Raw genomic sequence first — 16,128 nt, forward strand, 5'->3', positions numbered from 1 at the left:
GCCAACCGCATTATTCTATTCCTTCAAGCCATTCCAACGTTATTTGCACCATTGTGTTCTGCTGATCCAATGCAGAAATGGCGGCTGGCTGATCTCCTTTTTGCTCTCCATACAGGCCAAACTGAGCATGGTTTCCTCCTTCTATTTCATAAACCTCTGCAGATTGGGAAAGCAAATCTTTACTTTCCTGAATTTGATCTTTTGAGGTAAGTCCATCGTTTCCTCCAAAAAGGGAGAGCATCGGAAGACTTGATCCTGAAAAATCAGCTGAGCCTGCAGGGTATGACGCAAGGAACAGAACACCTGCTATCTGATCTTCTTCTGACGCAAAAGAAGCTGCTGCAACACCGCCTAATGAATGTCCACCAATGACCCAGGTGTCCACATCCGGATGTCCCGCAATTACTTCTGCTGCTTTATTGCTGTCCAGTAAAGCCAAATTAAACCTCAGCGAAGGAATGGCAACCAGGTACCCTTCATCAGAAAGTTCCTTTGCGTAATAAGCGTATGCCTCTGGTTCTACTTTGGCTCCGGGATAAAGGATGACCCCTTTATCGTTTGGATCCTCTGGTAGAAAGGTCAGAATCCCATCTTCTTCAATCCAATCGTCTGGACGAACCAACTCCTCCAATTCATTTGATGCTTGATAGGTCTGCTGTGACCAAACATAAAAAACAGTGAAAACGGTCAATGATAAAGCAGCTATTGTCATTAAACTATATTTTATCCACTTCTTCATAGAATCCCCGCTTTTGAACGTTATTTTCCTTTTAAAAAGTACCGGAAGCAGCTCCGGCACCGTTTAACTTACTATACTTACTTTTTCTTCTTCACATTCGAAAAGGTTGTAGAAGCATGCTGCTCTTCTGATTTTTGAATAACCGAAATACTGCCATCGGTTTCCAGCACAACTGCCTTCACTTCTTCTAAAGAACCAGCACCGCTTGAGCGCGCAGCCTGTAAAATTTCCACTTCCAATACACGCTCCTTTTTCATCACGACTCTGCAATAATTACCATCGTAGTAAAGCAATTCAGGGTTTGACTTAATCAGACGGCTTACTGCAGCCGAATGGACCGACAGCCATGCAATCAAATACTGCATGCCCACAAGCACAAAAAAGGCCGTCATCCCCTCCGCCAGAGCTACATCTTTGCTTAATAGAATCGTCGCAAGCGTGGAACCGAGAGCAACTGTGACAATCAGATCAAACGCATTCATTTTGGACAAGGTTCGTTTTCCTGAAATTCTAAGAACTGCGATCAGCCCGGCATACGCCAGTACACCTACGAGTATAGTTCTTCCTATTACTTCCCAGCCATTAAAAAACACCGTTCTCCCCCCTTTTCGTTCTTTCTTTCCCCCTTCCCTGTCAAGCCTTAGGACAAACGATGCTTAAAGCTTGATTACTGATGCTTCATTCGCACATTAATGAGTAGGTATAGAATTCCTCCTCCCGTTTGAATCCATTCTTCTCATACAATTTTTGAGCGCTTAGGTTGTCAGGGGCTGTTTGAAGAGAAAGACTCGAGGCATTCGTTTCTTTGCAAAATTGCATGGCCTGATTCATTAGCATTTGAGCAACTCCCTGTTTTCTGGCTTCTTCCAAAACAAATAAATCGTTTAAAATCCATGCGCGCTTCATTGAAATGGATGAAAATGTGGGATACAGTTGAACAAATCCTAAAAACTGTTCCCCCTGCTGTACGGCAAAAATCATTGAATCCTGATTTTCGAGCCTCTCTTTGATGAAAAGCCCTGCATCCCTTCTATTCGATTCCTTTCCATAAAACATGCGATATTCGTTAAAAAGCTCTGCGATTCCATCCCTATCTTTTATTGCTGCTTCAATTATTTTCATTATTCATCCAGCCTTCTTTCCTCACTGATTTTCCGTTCAAACATCACCATGTCCAATGCTCTTATTCCATTTTCATAAATCGTTTCAGGATAATCCTCAAAAAAGTCTTTGCGCACACCGCTGATTCGGAAACCTGCCTTTTGGTAGAACACAATATTTTCAATGCTTGAATTGGCAGTCCCCACAATCAAGGTTGAGAAGCCCTTTTCTTTGAATAACAAAATTGCTGCTTCAATGACTGCTTTGCCTATTCCTTTTCCTCTAGACGAAGCATCAATGGCAATATTTTTTAATTCTATGGTTTGCTCATCAACGGGTATAAAGAGTACCGCGCCAACCGTGTTTTCAGCTTCCCTGATTGAAAACAGCTCTCCTTTGTTTATATATGTATTAATCATTTGCTGATTTTCATCTGCTTGAATTAAATAGGACATATAGTTTGATCGATTTTCTTTGGGGATGGACGTTATTGTTACTCTTCCTGAGTTGTGCACACTGCCTCTCCTTTCTTATTTGCATTTTACAAAGTTACTCTAGAGTGTACTAGAACGCCGTCTTTATTGCCATTCTTCTTTCCATAAGCAACTTTATATACCCTTAAAATTTAGTTTGTGAAATATTGAGCATAACTATTGTATTTTCTTTTGAGCCATACTATAATGAATGTACATCGAGATTGTGATGTATTTCACAATATAAATTACAGGAGGAATTCACCTTGAAAATAGCTGTGATTGGAAGTACCCACGCAGGAACAGCTGCGGTTACAAATATGGCTCAGTTATATCCAGATGCTGATATTACCGTTTATGAACGAAATGACAATGTATCCTTTTTATCCTGCGGCATTGCTCTTTATGTCGGCGGCGTGGTGGAAGATCCAAAAGGCTTGTTTTATTCATCTCCCGAAAAAATTGCTGCTCTTGGCGTGAATGTAAAACTCCAGCATGATGTGAAAAATATTAATACAGAGGCAAAAACAATAGAAGCAGTCAATCTGATTACAGGCGAAACCACTTTTGACCGTTACGATAAGCTTGTCATGACTACAGGTTCATGGCCGATCACACCGCCGATTGAAGGCATTAACCTGGAAAACATTCTCCTGGCTAAAAATTACACCCAGGCGAATACAATTATTGATAAAGCAAAGGACGCACAAAATATTACAGTCGTCGGAGCAGGCTACATCGGCGTTGAGCTCGTTGAAGCGTTCCAGCAGGCGGGTAAAAACGTCACCTTAATTGACGGTGTTGACCGCATTTTAAATAAATATCTCGATAAAGAGTTTACCGATATTGTAGAGGAAACGTTCAAAGAACGCGGGGTAGCGCTTCGACTTGGTGAGAAGGTAGAAAAGTTTGAAGGAAAAGACCGTGTAGAAGTAGTGGTAACAGGCAATGGCCGGGTTGAGACGGATCTTGTCATTATGTGTGTCGGCTTCCGTCCTAACACCTCTTTGCTTCAGGGTAAGGTCGAGATGCTTGATAACGGGGCCATTAAAGTGGATGAATATATGAGAACAAGCGACCCGGACATCTTTGCTGCAGGCGACTGCTGTGCGGTGAAGTACAATCCGACTGGCGGGCATATGTACATTCCCCTCGCTACGAACGCTGTGCGGATGGGAACGCTCGCTGCACGCAACGTCATAGAACCAACAACTAAAAACGTCGGCACGCAAGGAACATCCGGTCTTCATCTATATGATCTGTTCATGGCTTCCACAGGTTTAACGGAGACTTCTGCAGCAGGAATGGAGGTTGCCATTGAAAATATCACGGTGAACGAACATCACCGTCCTGAATTCATGCCAACTTCAGAAAACGTGATGCTGAAGGTAAGCTATCTGCCGGATAGCCGTAAGATTATCGGCGCCCAGGTGATTTCAAAAGCGGACGTAACACAAGCCATTAATACGCTAAGTGTCTGCATTCAAACCGGTATGACCATTGATGAGCTTGGGTTCGTCGATTTCTTCTTCCAGCCGCACTTTAACCAGCCATGGAACTTTTTAAATAAAGCAGGACTAGCTGCTGTTACTACTTGATTTTATGATTGTCGAGGCTGGGACCAAAGTGTCTCAGCCTTTTTTTATATATTCTTTGATTTTTTCTTTCGTTTCCTCCGGGTACACAATACACGTTTCAATTCCCAGTTCTTCTAAAGGAACCCATATTGCCACAGTTTCTTTTCCCGGTTCAGTTACAGGGAACATCTCTACCTCGTAAAGCAGAGGATCCTTAAAAGAAGCTGCGTAAAGCAGGATGATTTCATGTCCGGTTTGGTCATCTACACGGAAGATGGACTCCACACATCCCAAATAGCAATCAATTTCAATATCTGCCCCAATTTCTTCTTTAAATTCCCTTATCAGTGCATCACCCGATCTTTCTCCGAGTTCGATCGTGCCGCCTAATGGCCGGTAAAATATCCCTGTGCCTTTTGAGTGCTTTCGGTTTTGCTGCTCAAGCAGTACGCTGCCTTCTTTACATATGATTCCTAGTGTTTTTGAAATGGGCCTCATAAAGAGCCTCCTTTTTTCCTGTTATTTCCGTTTACAGTCAATAGAAAAGGGAATTGTTTCAATTAAGTACATAACAAGCTGCTGTAACTCCATTTATGTAGACATGTTCGCTGCTTTTCTCTAATAGTGTAGACTAAAGATTGCGCGAGGGGGATAAAAATGAATCAGGATCCTCATTATATTAAAGGCATGCTGGAGCGTTTGAAGGATCTAGATGATCTGACACGAACCATGCAGGAAAAATTTGAAGGGGAAGGCAACCGAAATAAGTACGCGTGGATGGTGCTTCCTTTTTTTAAAGCGTTTTATGTAAAAAAAGGCACGACAGATGATGTAGTGCAGCGAGTGATGAATATTGTTTCCTCACCGATTGTGATTGCTGCATTTGGCGCCCTAGGCTATCTTAGTTTCATTACGATGATAGAAGGAATTTTGGCACAGCCTTATCTTTACATAGCGATCGGCATTGCTCTTTATTTGTATTCAGTGATTGTCCTCTTCTTCAGACAGCTGGATTTTAAAGATGAACTCTTTGATTTGCATGCTTTCAAAGCAATTCATCCTTCTCTTTACCAGTCCTTTCAATCCTTTAGCGGCACAGCGCCTTTTTCTTTTAACAGTCTGCATGAATCTATCCGGACCATTTTAGAAAGGGAGCAGCAAACGGGCATCGAGGCGTATACAGAATTAAAGGCTGTCTATGAAAAACTGGAAAAATTGACAGAAGAACGTGATCTCCTGATAAAGGACATAGAATTTTATGAAGCCAATTTAGCCAATTTATTAAGTGTTTACGATCATTCATTAAAACTGGTACAGGCTTCAATCGACAGCAGCGTGACAAAGGACATTTTATATCTTTACTCTGACTATAGTCTTTTTGAAAAAGCGGGTGATCTGCTTGTGTTGAAGGAAGGACATCACACATATGATATACCTAAGGAGATCTCCCTTAAGGACACAGAAAAACAGAATTGGGCAATCGTTAAGGCATGTCAGGCCGAAAAAGAAACGGATTTATTCCAGATAGATATAAGGCATCATCAAGTGTCATTGGCGATCAAAATGGAAGTGCTGCATACCGTTTATATCTATTCCTTCCATTTTCCAGAGCGGGAGATGGATCGTCTGATTGATCAGATTATGAGGGATGAACTGCACACTTTGCTCTATCATTGCATTTTGCTGTATAATAAAGAAAAGGAGGGATGACCCATGGACGATATTATTCTGAAGAAAAAGTCGTATTTAGATGATATCCGAGAGCGCCGGGAACGCTATGCTGCACTGACTGCCTCATCCAGCAGCGTCATCATCAAGCCTTCTATTGCCCCGGAATTGAAGAAAAGGTCTGATATGCTTAAGCAGATCTTAGATGATACGAAATAGATAAGGCTGACTCATGCTGCATCGGCAGTATGTTTAAAACGAAAACTCCTTTCCGTGATGGAAAGGAGTTTTTTTCTATCTTCTTTGATTCTCTTGATCTTTCAAACGGTTTTGCTGATCAGGAACGCGGCCTTTATCCTGCTGGTCTTTAGGGGAATTTTTTGAGTCATGGATTTTTTTCTCGAATTCCCTCAAGTCTTCGTGATCATTTTTTCCTTTGCTCATCATTCATCCCTCTAAAAAGTGGCTAGTTTGCTTTTCCCTTTTTAAGGAAATAAAAATATTCAGCTTGAATTTATCCGGTTGATATGAGCTGCTGGTAAAGCATAGCGGCCTTTTCCCTGTCCTTCGTTCCGTGCACCAGAACTCTTCCATCCTTAAAGAACACGAGCCGATGCTTTGCCTGATGCACAAGAAGATATTCGTTTCGAATTGTATTTCCCTCTTTTTTCTGAAGCAGTGCTTCAAGCGTGTCGAGATCCCGGGCATTATTTTCAAGAGGCCGAATCTGGATCGTATCTCTGCCGCATAATACATCCAGCTGAAATTCATCTTTTTGCTGAAGAAACGGATAGGTTGGATGTACTCCACAGGATGGACAATTGTCCTTTTTCATTTTTTCTACCCGAACGGCCTGATGGCGATAGTTCCATAGATTAAAGGTTACGAGTTCTTTTCTCAGTGCAGAAAGTTCACCTGTACATAATTTCAGGGCTTCTGTCACCTGATGAGCGGTAACCACATGAACGATTGGACTGATCACTCCATTTGTATCACATGTTGGTCCCTGCAGCGGCAGTTTTTGCAGCAGGCAGTGAAGGCAAGGGGTGTCGCCGGGCAGGATCGTATAGCTCATGCCGTAGCTTCCCACACACGCCCCGTATATCCATGGCACCTCATATTTTTGTGCAGCATCGTTGATTACAAGACGGATGTCAAATTGATCCGTGCCATCCAAAATCAGATCTATCTCTCCTTTTTCAAGCAGCTCTTCTAAATCCGGGCCTGTTACATCCATGACATGCGCTGCCACTTCTACTTCACTGTTGATCTTTTTGAGCTTTTGCTGTGCTGCAATTGCTTTTGGCAAATGGTTTTCCGCATCTTCCTCGTGGTAGAGGAGCTGGCGGCCGAGATTGCTCCAGTCTACATAATCACGGTCGATAATCGTAAGCTTTCCGATTCCTGCCCGAACCAGCATATCCGCAGCAGAAGACCCAAGCGCCCCGAGACCGATTAAAAGCACATGCTTGTCCCCGATTTTTCTTTGCCCTTCCACGCCAATAGGAGCAAAAAGTTCCTGACGGGAATATCTTTCGTTCATGTTTGGATCATTCCTGCTTCAGGCGAGCTGGCAACGGCATAGGTTTTTTTAGCGATCCGGCCGGCTTCAAATCCCAAACGCCCCGCTTCAATGGCTTTTTTCATTGCCAGCGCCATTTTAACAGGATCCTTTGCGCCTGAAACGGCCGTATTTAATAAAACACCGTCTGCCCCCAGTTCCATCGCGTACGCCGCATCTGACGGAGAGCCAATACCTGCATCCACAATGACCGGGACAGAGGATTGCTCAATGATCCACTGGAGATTTAATGGGTTAATGATTCCTTGCCCTGATCCGATCGGTGAGGCGCCCGGCATGATCGCATGGCAGCCTAATTCCTCCAGGCGTCTTGCCAGCACAACGTCATCCGAGGTATAAGGTAGTACAATAAACCCCTCATCGAGCAGCATTTCACACGCAAGCAGCGTTTCAACCGGATCCGGCAGCAGCGTTTTGGAGCATCCGATTATTTCCACTTTCACCATATCGCACAATCCGCTTGCTTTTGCCAGACGTGCAGTCTGCACCGCTTCCTCTGCAGTACTTGCTCCTGCTGTGTTGGGAAGCAGGCTGTAGTCGCTGCGCTCCAATTCCTGCAGCAGATTCGGCTGATTTTTATCAAAGATGTCCATTTTCCGAACAGAAAACGTGAGAATATCCGCTTCCGATACTTCTACTGCTTTCTTCTGTGATTCAAAGTCCGGGTATTTTCCTGTTCCAAGCAGTAATCGTGATCCAAATGTTTTGTCCGCTATTTTCAACATGACCGTCATCCTCCTCCTACAAATTGCACAAGCTGAATGCTGTCGTTTTCCCCAATCGCCTGTGTTTTATGATCTTCATGATCAATCACTTCTTTATTAAGCTCTACCATCACGACCCGATCCATCAGTTCATAGTGGTGCAGCAGTTCTTCAACCACGCTGATTTTATCTGGAACGTCAACGGTCTCTCCGTTAATGATCAGTTTCATGTTCATTCTCTCCCCGCATAAGAAATTTGCCTCTCCATACTGAATGTCTGAAGCCAGTCCTCTCTTACCTTTCGCCCTTCAAGAAGATCAGCCATATACACACCGGTCCCTGCTGATAGCAAAATGCCGTTTCTGTAATGGCCGGTCGCAATCCAGACATGATCCAGCTCCCGATGTCTGCTCATATACGGCAGACCATCCGCTGTTTGAGGGCGAATGCCTGCCCACGATTTTTCAAAGCTTGCCTCCTTGAGGGCCGGAAGCAATCCTGCTGCTTTTTCCATGAGCCTCATGATCCCTTTCACTTGTACTCTTTCATTGAAAGAATACGGTGTTTCAGTAGCGCCGATCAGCAGCCTTCCCGCTTTTTTAGGGACGATATAACACCCCTCTGTAAATAGGGTCGATTGCAGAAGCTGCTGCTTTGAAAAAACAGAAAAGCATTCTCCTTTTACAGGATACGTATTCAGCCCAATACCTGTTTTCTGTAAAAGTTCCTCACTCCAGGCTCCGCCGGCCACAATCACATGACCGCTTTTAATTGGACCAGCAGAGGTCATGACACCCTTTACTTTTCCGTTTTCCACAATCAATGAATAAACCTGTGTATAGTCTAGAAGTTCTGCTCCATTTGAAATGGCGCCATGAACAAAAGCTGTGGATAACGCGGATGGATTCACATGGCCATCTCCAGGTATCCACAATCCCCCCATGCCGCCGGTTTGAATCGCAGGCTCACGTTCCTGTATTTCTTTTTCTTCGAGCCAAAATGACGGTTCATTTGCTTCCTGTAATTGAAATGCCCGATCCTTCAAGTCCTGCTGTTCAAGCGGGGTTCGGGCGAGCTTAATCATTCCTTTTTGAACCAGTTCAATATCGATTCCTGTACATTCCTGAAGCTCTTCTTTTAAACCGTCAAACATCGCTTTACTGTATTGAGCAAAGGAATAAAGCGGCGAATCCAGATTCATTTCAGCCTGTGCTCCAAGCATGCCGGCAGCCGCTTTTGAAGCTTTTTGTCCGGCTTCTCCCTGATCCACAAGACAAACTTTTGCTCCCCTTTTTGAGAGTTCATAAGCGATTGAACCCCCGATTACTCCCGCACCAACGATGGTTACATCCGGCTGTATCAAATGAATTCCCCCTCCCGATAGGCAGCTATGGCAGCTAGTGGGTCCTGCGCATTCATGACGCCCGATTGTACTGCGATTCCGGCTGCCCCTGTCCCTTTGATAAGTGGAATGTGACGGGGCTTTATTCCGCCGATTGCGATGACGGGAGCTGAACAGCTCTCCACTGTGTGGGTCAGCGCTTGTGTCCCTTTTGGCGGAAGTCCCGGCTTTGAGTCCGTTTCAAAAATGTGGCCAAAAATCACTAGGTCTGCTCCTGAATCAGCTGCTTGACCCGCTTCTTTTTGGGAATGAACGGAAACACCTGCCCGAATAAGCGGATTCAGTTTTTTTACTTCAGCTACCGGCAGACTGTGGTAGGCAAGCTGTACGCTGAGGCCCCTTGCGAGCGCAACGTCAACACGGTCATTAATCACGATTTTATCTGCGGGAACTCCCTGTTTTAAAAGAAGATCCACCCACTCCAGCAATTGAGAAGCCGTTGCTCTTTTTTCCCGTATATGAAAGTAATCCACAGCCTTATGCACATATCCCGCAATCTCAATCCATTGGGCAGGCGGCTGTCCACCTGTGGATAAGACGTGCAGCTGTAAAGCACACATTCTATTTACCTCCTATTTCTTTAACAGATCAGGATTTGCAACCGGCCACTGCTCGAGTGTATAAGCCATTTCCCAAAAAGCGTATTCATATTGGCTGCTGATCAGAAAATGGGTAAGCCAGCGCTGCCGGTCTTCTTCAGAAGCTTTTACTGCCAATTCATCCAAGCGCTCAATTTGCTCCTCTACCAGTTCTCTGAACCACTCTCCTCCGTATGTGGCAATCCACTGCTGGTAGATCGGTTCGTCCGGAGAACACATTTTCAGCCTTTCTCCGATTTCATAGTAGAGCCAGTAGCATGGAAGCAATCCCGCGATTACATCTCCAAGACTTCCCTGGCCTGCACGGTACATATGAGAAGCATAGGCATACGCCGTAGGAGACGGTTCAAAAGCTGCCACGTCTTCTTCTGTGATATGAAGAAGTTCAGCAAATGTCTGATGCAGGCCAAGCTCTGCTTCATAGGTGCCCTGTGCATGGATCGCGAGCCGGTTTGTGGTATGAAGATCGGTTGCTTTTACAGCTCCGAGTGCCTGCACTTTTGCAAAATGTGTTAAATAATAGGCATCCTGCATAACGTAAAAACGAAATCGTTCAAGTGATAATGTTCCATCCCCTACCCCTTTTACAAAAGGATGATTAAAGCTTGCCTGCCAGATATGATCTGCTTTTTTGCGAATTTCCTGTGTAAATGACATGATTAGCTCCCCCAGATTTATAATTGAACAACAAAAAGCCACTTCCTCATCAGTAGAGAAAGTGGCGGCGATTCTGGAAAATAGATGCTTCCGGATAAGAGCCTCCACTTCCCTACGCTAGTGCGAACTAGATCAGGTTCAAAGGGTCCGGAAAAATCCGTCTCAGCTTTTAATAGCTCCCCCAGCAGAATGACGATATGCAGTTATTTTGTTGCTTGCCCTTATACTAACAGGTTTACTTTACATGTCAAATGAAGAATATTTTGGATGTCATTATGAAAAAACAAACCAGCGGAGCCTAGCTGCTCATTTTTTGATTTTCTTTATACGCAATGCTCAATTCACTCCATACATCAAACTTATTGCCGCACGGGTCCCTGAAGGTAAAATTCTGTCCCGTGTGACCTCGTTCTTCTATTTCCCCAACCGGAATATGCCGGTCCTGAAAGTCTGCATGAAGCTGCTTCAATGCATCTACTCCATCCACCTCAAACGTAATCGAAAAACGTTCCCTGCCTGAGTGATCAATAAAATTTGCGGACTGGCCCGGCTTTGATTTCACCAGAAAAAAACTCTGGTCTGCAATATTCAGAATCGCTTTTTCTTCATCCTGATAGCTCAGTTCAGCTCCTAATTTCTTTACATACCAATTAGCAGATCCTTGGACATCTTTTACCGGCAAGTAAGTGGTTCCCACCCTGATTAATTGTTGATTCATGATAAAACTCCTCTCAAATTATCGTAGTCAACCTGCATCCTATTATTAGTCAGTGTAGCCAAAGTATTTCTATACTAATCCTGCATTCTAGCAAAATAGAATTTTCAAGCCTATTTACCGTTATGACAGTCAATCATTTCTTTGAGAAAACACTGAAGCGGGCGATTGTCTTCAAGATGAAAGGCGATCCACTCTCTTTCTTTTTCTAAAAGCCGGCTGATTAACATAGCTGCTTGTGCATGCTTACTCGGTGTAATGTATGTGAAAATTCCCCTTATCTCTTCAACAAGAAGAGTTGGAAGAGACGTTTCAATCGTTTTCTGACCGAGCTGAGCACGATGCGGTGCATACTTTTGAAGAAGAACATACGACAGATGATTCATCACATTCATCAGCATGCGAACGGACCAGATATCATTTCCTCTGTCCGCAGATTTCTTATATTGAAATAAGAACCAGGCTGTATCGTGAATATCATTTATGAAATCTGCGTAATCCCGTTCAAGGCTTTGTGTTGATTCAAAAGAGGGCATCAGTTGAAACGGGTCGTACAGAACCCTGAAATAATCTTTTTCTGTAAACGTTTTTAAGGTGACTGTAAACAAATCAATATGTAATAAATCGTTATAGACAGCAATCATTTGCGGAGCGATGATCCATACTTCATCTAAGAGAAGAATATCGCCATATGCTTTCAAATGGCTGACCCTCCTGGATAGGAAGGCTTCCTTTTCTTCTTCCTTCACCAGAACATAAAGGTCTATATCAGAAAACTCGTCGTGTTCCCCCCGTCCCATCGATCCCTTCAGGAAGATGGCTTGCACACTGCCGTCTTTGATTAAACTGTCACTAATTATTTCTACGGCTTGTTCCTGAATGAGCAAGTACGAATCTCCTTTCTGTTTTTAAAAATGGCCTTTCTTTTCACTTCTGCATTTGAGCTGCTGTTTCCTCCCAATCTTTCATTATTTACTATGTAGTGAGGGAGGGACAAAAGTGTCCCAGCCTCTTGACCGGTTCGCTGCACTTCAGGTGGACGCTTTCCGCAGGGACGGCGCTCAGCCTCTCCAAGGCGCTGCCCTGTTTAGTCTCAGCTTGCCGTCATATCCTGCAGGAGTCGCCACCTTCCGCTCCGCTCACCTCTTACTATTGATCATTACCGTCTCTTTTTTTAAACTTTTTGAGATTTTTCCCAACCTATTTTTGTGGTTGCTAATGGCTTCTTTCACTATCGCGACCCGTTTATTAAAAACGTTAACTTAATAATCAATAGAATCTGCCAGTTGAACGAGTATTTCTGGTGTTACTTCATCAGACACACCTTTATCAATACTAAGCATATATTGCCAACTACCTCTTTCGAAGACCAGCATGTTAAAAGCAACATTCTGATCATTAACATAGATTGCGTTTTTTCCGTTTTTTAACTTCATTACTTTTGTTTTATACTTATCGACCGGAATCTTATATTCAATCGGCCTAATCTCTATGTTGAAATGGTTGTCAGGAAATTGGTCACTTATAAATACAACCTCCAAAGTATCGTTTATCTCACCATCTAAATTACTAAACCTGCCAAAGTAATGGGTGAAGCTAATTGGTGGTATTCTTAGCGGTAACTTAATCTCTTGCTTAAAGTGTTGTTCAAAATCTTCTACTGCTGCATCTACCGACTTGTATCCACCTTCAGTATAGATTTCCTCGAAAGGTTGTGGAGGATCGTTTGTATTTCCAGAAACTTTGTCATCACTGATTTCAAAAGTCAAGAAACCTAAAAAACCCAAAAAAAGAAGAAGAACACTTTTTTTCAAATTCATCACCCTTACTATTATTTAGGATTAGTTTGTCCGTTATAATTACACTAATTCATACGTGAGTAATCTGCCTCGCAGTGTTACTCAATAGTAAGAGCTGAACGGAGCCGGCAAACCGATCAAAGGGCCTGAGACACTTTTGTCCCAGACCCTCTTTTTCACTTCAATTTTCGTTCCTTTATTGACAATACCGGTAGAAATGCCTTGGAAGCTGGCGACTGCATTGAATTGAGGAATACCGTTTCATTAACACCATCCAGCTTAACGAACGTCCACTTTTCTTTCATCCATTGCGTTAAAGACAAATACATATTCTTTCTCGGTCTCAGCTGTGTAGACCAGGTTGTCCCCTTCGAGCCATTCCCCGTCCCTGACAAATTTAAATTCAACTCTATGTCCTGCTGAAAGCTTGACCGGCTTGGTTTTCCACACTTTTTCATTGGTATCATAAGACAATGAAAAATCATTGTTTTCCCAATTGAACGGCTCGCTTCCTCTGATGATCACTTCCTTATATTTTTTGGCTTCATCCGGAGCCGCTTGCTCGAGTTTGCCTGATACTTCGTATACTGCGAACGACTGGGCAGGCATCCTGACAGTCAGTTCACCTTTTTTAGGTTGGACAGACTTTCTCCGGTCCATTGCATCCCTCAGCTTTACACCGTTTAAAGAGGACTGATTATAGATCGTATTAAGCGATAAGCCTGATGCATCCCCTTTGTTCAGAACGACTAAAAATTTCTTATTTTTCGTGCTCCGCTCATAGACAAATACGTCCTCTGATACACTGATTTCTTTAAAGGTGCCTGTGCGCAGGGCCTGCTCCTTGTTCCTGAGCGCCACGAGATCCTGGTAGAAACCTTTCAGCTCCAGGTCCTGATCTTCCTTCTTCCATGGCATCATTTCACGGTAATAGCGATCCTTCCAATCCGGAACCAGATTATGATCTTTACTTTGCGACAAACCAACCTCTGTGCCGTAATAAACAGCAGGAGTGCCCGGCAAAGTAAATTGTGCAGCTGCAGCCAGTTTCAGTTTATTTACATCTCCCCCTGCTTCAAACAGGAATCTTGGTTTATCGTGGTTATCTAAAAACGTGACCATTTGATATTCTTTCGGATACGTTGAAAGATTATCTGCTATCGTGCTGCTCAGCTCAGTCATTGAACGGTCCTTCGCAAAGACATTTACCATGGTATCTGCCAGACCAAAGTCAAGCGCACCATCTAATTTTCCGGCATATGAGTTAATTTTCTCTCTGGTATCCCAAACTTCTCCGAAGATAAAAGCATTTGGATTGGTCTTTTTCACCGCATGACGAAAATCAACCCAATAGCTGTAGCTTGGCCCTTTGGCATAATCCAGACGGAAGCCGTCAAATTTTAATTGACGAAGCCAATAGGGCACTACATTTCCTAAAACATATCGTCTTGTTGCAAGATTATCATTATTTAATTCAGGCAATTCAGGAATACCGTAAAACATATTGTACTGATTCGGCCATTCTGTGAAGGTGTACCAGTTGTAGAATGGACTTCCTTCTCCTTTTGCTTTTGCATCTTCAAAGAATGGATGCCCGCTTGAGGTGTGGTTCGGCACAAAATCATACACGACCTTCATCTTTCTTCTATGAGCCTCTGTAATGAGTTCCTTCATTATTTTTTCATTGCCAAAGCGTTCATCGATCTTTTTAAAATCCGTCGGGTGATACCCATGAGAGTATGGTCCTTCAAAAACAGGCGAGATCCAGATCGTATCAAAGCCAAGCTCCTGAATGTACCGGACCTTTCTCTTTACTCCTTCCAAATCTCCACCCATCCAGCCTTTTAACTGTTCATCATAAGGGAGGTCCGGGTCCACAGGCTCATTATTCGCTTTATTTCCATCGTAAAAGCGATCTACAAAAACATGATAGATGGAGGCATCCTTCGCCCATTGGGGTGATTGAAAGGTGTCTACATAATACGCGAACTCTGTTGCCTCTTTTTGATCAAAGCTGTTTGTGTCCGCAAATTGAGAGCCTTCACCCTCTGAATGCCACACATCAATTTTGTATTTTACACGCGATTGATCCGGCTGTTTAGGAATGACTCCGGATAGTACGGTAATGAAAAGACCATTTGCCTGCTCTGTCGTTGATTCCACGTTTAACTCAACTACTTTGCCCCTTGTGACCTCTCCCCGCTTCCCGTTTGGAGAAGATCCATTGGCTGTATAATATAAAGCCCCCGAATCAATCGGTCCATAATGCTCGACTGTTGTTTTAACCGTTACATTATCCTTTTTTGTTGGCAGAAAAGGGGTGTGCTGAAAATCATGCGTAACGTTCTCCGCAATCGGAACCGCCATCCAGCTTTCAACTGTATCCTCAACTATTGTTCCTTCTTTTGAGAAAACAGCGGTTCGCTTATCCTCTTTATTTTCTTTGTACTGTTCTGCTCCAAGCCCGTACACATACTGCAGCTCTTCTCCAGGGTTTCCTTCAATTTCTAAAACCCATTCATTCTCGCCCTCTCCCTTTTGAAGAGATGTTAATTCATAGTTGTAGGCATTTAAATTTGTCGCCACAGTCGGGATGGCCCATTGAGGAGTGGAATCGGGAACGGTTAGATGCAGCGTAATGCTGCCTTCATAGTCATCCGCAAGACGGACATCCACTTTCCGCTCTTCTTCCGGGTAAAAAATAAAGACATATTTGCCGTCCCGGTCAGGTGTGAAGACCAAGTTATCCCCTTGCATCCATTCACCATCATAGACGTACTTAAACTCCAGTTTCTTCCCGCCTGTTAAAGAAATCGGCGCACTTTCCCACGTCTTGCTTTCCTCGTCGTACGTCAGGGGATTTTGATTTGAGCTCCAATCAAGCGGCGCTTCGCTTCCTCTTAGCACCACAGAATCGTATGGAGCTTCTTCAGCCATAGCTTGAGGGACCGAAAGCAGAGGTGCGACGATAAAACTTACCAGTAAGACAAAGGATAACAGCACAACAGTCAAACGCTTCATACCAGATCATTCTCCTTTTTATATGATAGTGCAAGCGGTTGCATTGTCGTGGATGATCTTCTTCTATGTAAGCAACAGCTCTTCCAAAAAT

General features: G+C 43.6%; 19 protein-coding genes and 1 riboswitch. Of the genes, 3 read left to right on the forward strand and 16 right to left on the reverse strand.

Annotated elements, in window-relative coordinates; translation table 11 throughout:
* Nucleotides 1-10: 10 nt before the first annotated feature.
* From P6709_RS10855 to P6709_RS10870, 4 genes are all read right to left on the reverse strand, one after another.
* Entirely contained in the window at nt 11-739 is a 729-nt protein-coding gene (locus tag P6709_RS10855; protein ID WP_278240946.1) for an alpha/beta hydrolase, read from the reverse strand.
* A gap of 77 nt (nt 740-816) precedes the next feature.
* On the reverse strand, nt 817-1,332 hold the full coding sequence (locus P6709_RS10860) for a DUF421 domain-containing protein (protein ID WP_278240947.1): 516 nt from the start codon (nt 1,330-1,332) through the stop codon (nt 817-819).
* Between the two features lie 85 nt (nt 1,333-1,417).
* The gene (locus P6709_RS10865) at nt 1,418-1,861 is read right to left on the reverse strand and encodes a GNAT family N-acetyltransferase (RefSeq protein ID WP_278240948.1); all 444 of its coding nucleotides are present in this window, start codon (nt 1,859-1,861) and stop codon (nt 1,418-1,420) included.
* Nucleotides 1,861-2,355 (reverse strand): GNAT family N-acetyltransferase, encoded by a 495-nt coding sequence (locus tag P6709_RS10870; RefSeq protein ID WP_278240949.1) that lies wholly within the window; start codon nt 2,353-2,355, stop codon nt 1,861-1,863. The genes P6709_RS10865 and P6709_RS10870 overlap by 1 nt, the downstream gene beginning before the upstream one ends.
* A 224-nt stretch (nt 2,356-2,579) precedes the next feature.
* Here P6709_RS10870 and P6709_RS10875 point away from each other — a divergent pair, with 224 nt between their 5' ends.
* A complete protein-coding gene (locus P6709_RS10875; RefSeq protein ID WP_278240950.1) occupies nt 2,580-3,911 on the forward strand; it encodes an FAD-dependent oxidoreductase in 1,332 nt (443 codons plus the stop codon).
* Between the two features lie 33 nt (nt 3,912-3,944).
* Here P6709_RS10875 and P6709_RS10880 read toward each other — a convergent pair whose 3' ends face one another.
* Nucleotides 3,945-4,388 carry an NUDIX hydrolase gene (locus tag P6709_RS10880; RefSeq protein ID WP_278240951.1) on the reverse strand — a complete coding sequence of 148 codons (444 nt, stop codon included), beginning with the start codon at nt 4,386-4,388 and terminating at the stop codon, nt 3,945-3,947.
* Between the two features lie 159 nt (nt 4,389-4,547).
* On the opposite strand from P6709_RS10880, the gene P6709_RS10885 reads away from it, so the two are divergent.
* Nucleotides 4,548-5,600, forward strand: coding sequence for a hypothetical protein (locus P6709_RS10885; protein WP_278240952.1), 1,053 nt, complete (start codon nt 4,548-4,550; stop codon nt 5,598-5,600).
* Between the two features lie 3 nt (nt 5,601-5,603).
* On the forward strand, nt 5,604-5,777 hold the full coding sequence (locus P6709_RS10890) for a hypothetical protein (protein WP_278240953.1): 174 nt from the start codon (nt 5,604-5,606) through the stop codon (nt 5,775-5,777).
* A gap of 75 nt (nt 5,778-5,852) precedes the next feature.
* On the opposite strand, the gene P6709_RS10895 is transcribed toward P6709_RS10890, so the two are convergent.
* The 11 genes from P6709_RS10895 to P6709_RS10945 form a co-directional block, all read right to left on the reverse strand.
* Complete coding sequence (locus P6709_RS10895; RefSeq protein WP_278240954.1) at nt 5,853-6,002, reverse strand: hypothetical protein; 150 nt, start codon at nt 6,000-6,002, stop codon at nt 5,853-5,855.
* A gap of 70 nt (nt 6,003-6,072) precedes the next feature.
* On the reverse strand, nt 6,073-7,101 hold the full coding sequence (locus P6709_RS10900; RefSeq protein ID WP_278240955.1) for a ThiF family adenylyltransferase: 1,029 nt from the start codon (nt 7,099-7,101) through the stop codon (nt 6,073-6,075).
* A complete protein-coding gene (locus tag P6709_RS10905) occupies nt 7,098-7,865 on the reverse strand; it encodes a thiazole synthase (protein WP_278240956.1) in 768 nt (255 codons plus the stop codon). The genes P6709_RS10900 and P6709_RS10905 overlap by 4 nt, the downstream gene beginning before the upstream one ends.
* A gap of 5 nt (nt 7,866-7,870) precedes the next feature.
* Nucleotides 7,871-8,074: a sulfur carrier protein ThiS gene (gene thiS, locus P6709_RS10910; protein ID WP_278240957.1), complete on the reverse strand. Its 204-nt coding sequence runs from the start codon at nt 8,072-8,074 to the stop codon at nt 7,871-7,873.
* Nucleotides 8,075-8,076: 2 nt separating this feature from the next.
* A complete protein-coding gene (gene thiO / locus P6709_RS10915) occupies nt 8,077-9,207 on the reverse strand; it encodes a glycine oxidase ThiO (RefSeq protein ID WP_278240958.1) in 1,131 nt (376 codons plus the stop codon).
* Nucleotides 9,204-9,806 (reverse strand): thiamine phosphate synthase, encoded by a 603-nt coding sequence (locus tag P6709_RS10920; protein WP_278240959.1) that lies wholly within the window; start codon nt 9,804-9,806, stop codon nt 9,204-9,206. The genes thiO and P6709_RS10920 overlap by 4 nt, the downstream gene beginning before the upstream one ends.
* Nucleotides 9,807-9,818: 12 nt before the next feature.
* Entirely contained in the window at nt 9,819-10,502 is a 684-nt protein-coding gene (tenA, locus tag P6709_RS10925) for a thiaminase II (RefSeq protein ID WP_278240960.1), read from the reverse strand.
* Between the two features lie 92 nt (nt 10,503-10,594).
* Nucleotides 10,595-10,695: riboswitch (TPP riboswitch) on the reverse strand.
* Nucleotides 10,696-10,800: 105 nt separating this feature from the next.
* Entirely contained in the window at nt 10,801-11,220 is a 420-nt protein-coding gene (locus tag P6709_RS10930; protein ID WP_278240961.1) for a VOC family protein, read from the reverse strand.
* A gap of 110 nt (nt 11,221-11,330) precedes the next feature.
* On the reverse strand, nt 11,331-12,104 hold the full coding sequence (locus P6709_RS10935; protein ID WP_278240962.1) for a nucleotidyltransferase domain-containing protein: 774 nt from the start codon (nt 12,102-12,104) through the stop codon (nt 11,331-11,333).
* Between the two features lie 375 nt (nt 12,105-12,479).
* Entirely contained in the window at nt 12,480-13,037 is a 558-nt protein-coding gene (locus P6709_RS10940) for a hypothetical protein (RefSeq protein WP_278240963.1), read from the reverse strand.
* A gap of 258 nt (nt 13,038-13,295) precedes the next feature.
* Nucleotides 13,296-16,037 (reverse strand): glycoside hydrolase family 13 protein, encoded by a 2,742-nt coding sequence (locus tag P6709_RS10945; RefSeq protein WP_278240964.1) that lies wholly within the window; start codon nt 16,035-16,037, stop codon nt 13,296-13,298.
* Nucleotides 16,038-16,128: the final 91 nt, after the last annotated feature.

The organism is Jeotgalibacillus sp. ET6, from assembly GCF_029667115.1.
Taxonomy (GTDB): Bacteria; Bacillota; Bacilli; order Bacillales; family Jeotgalibacillaceae; genus Jeotgalibacillus.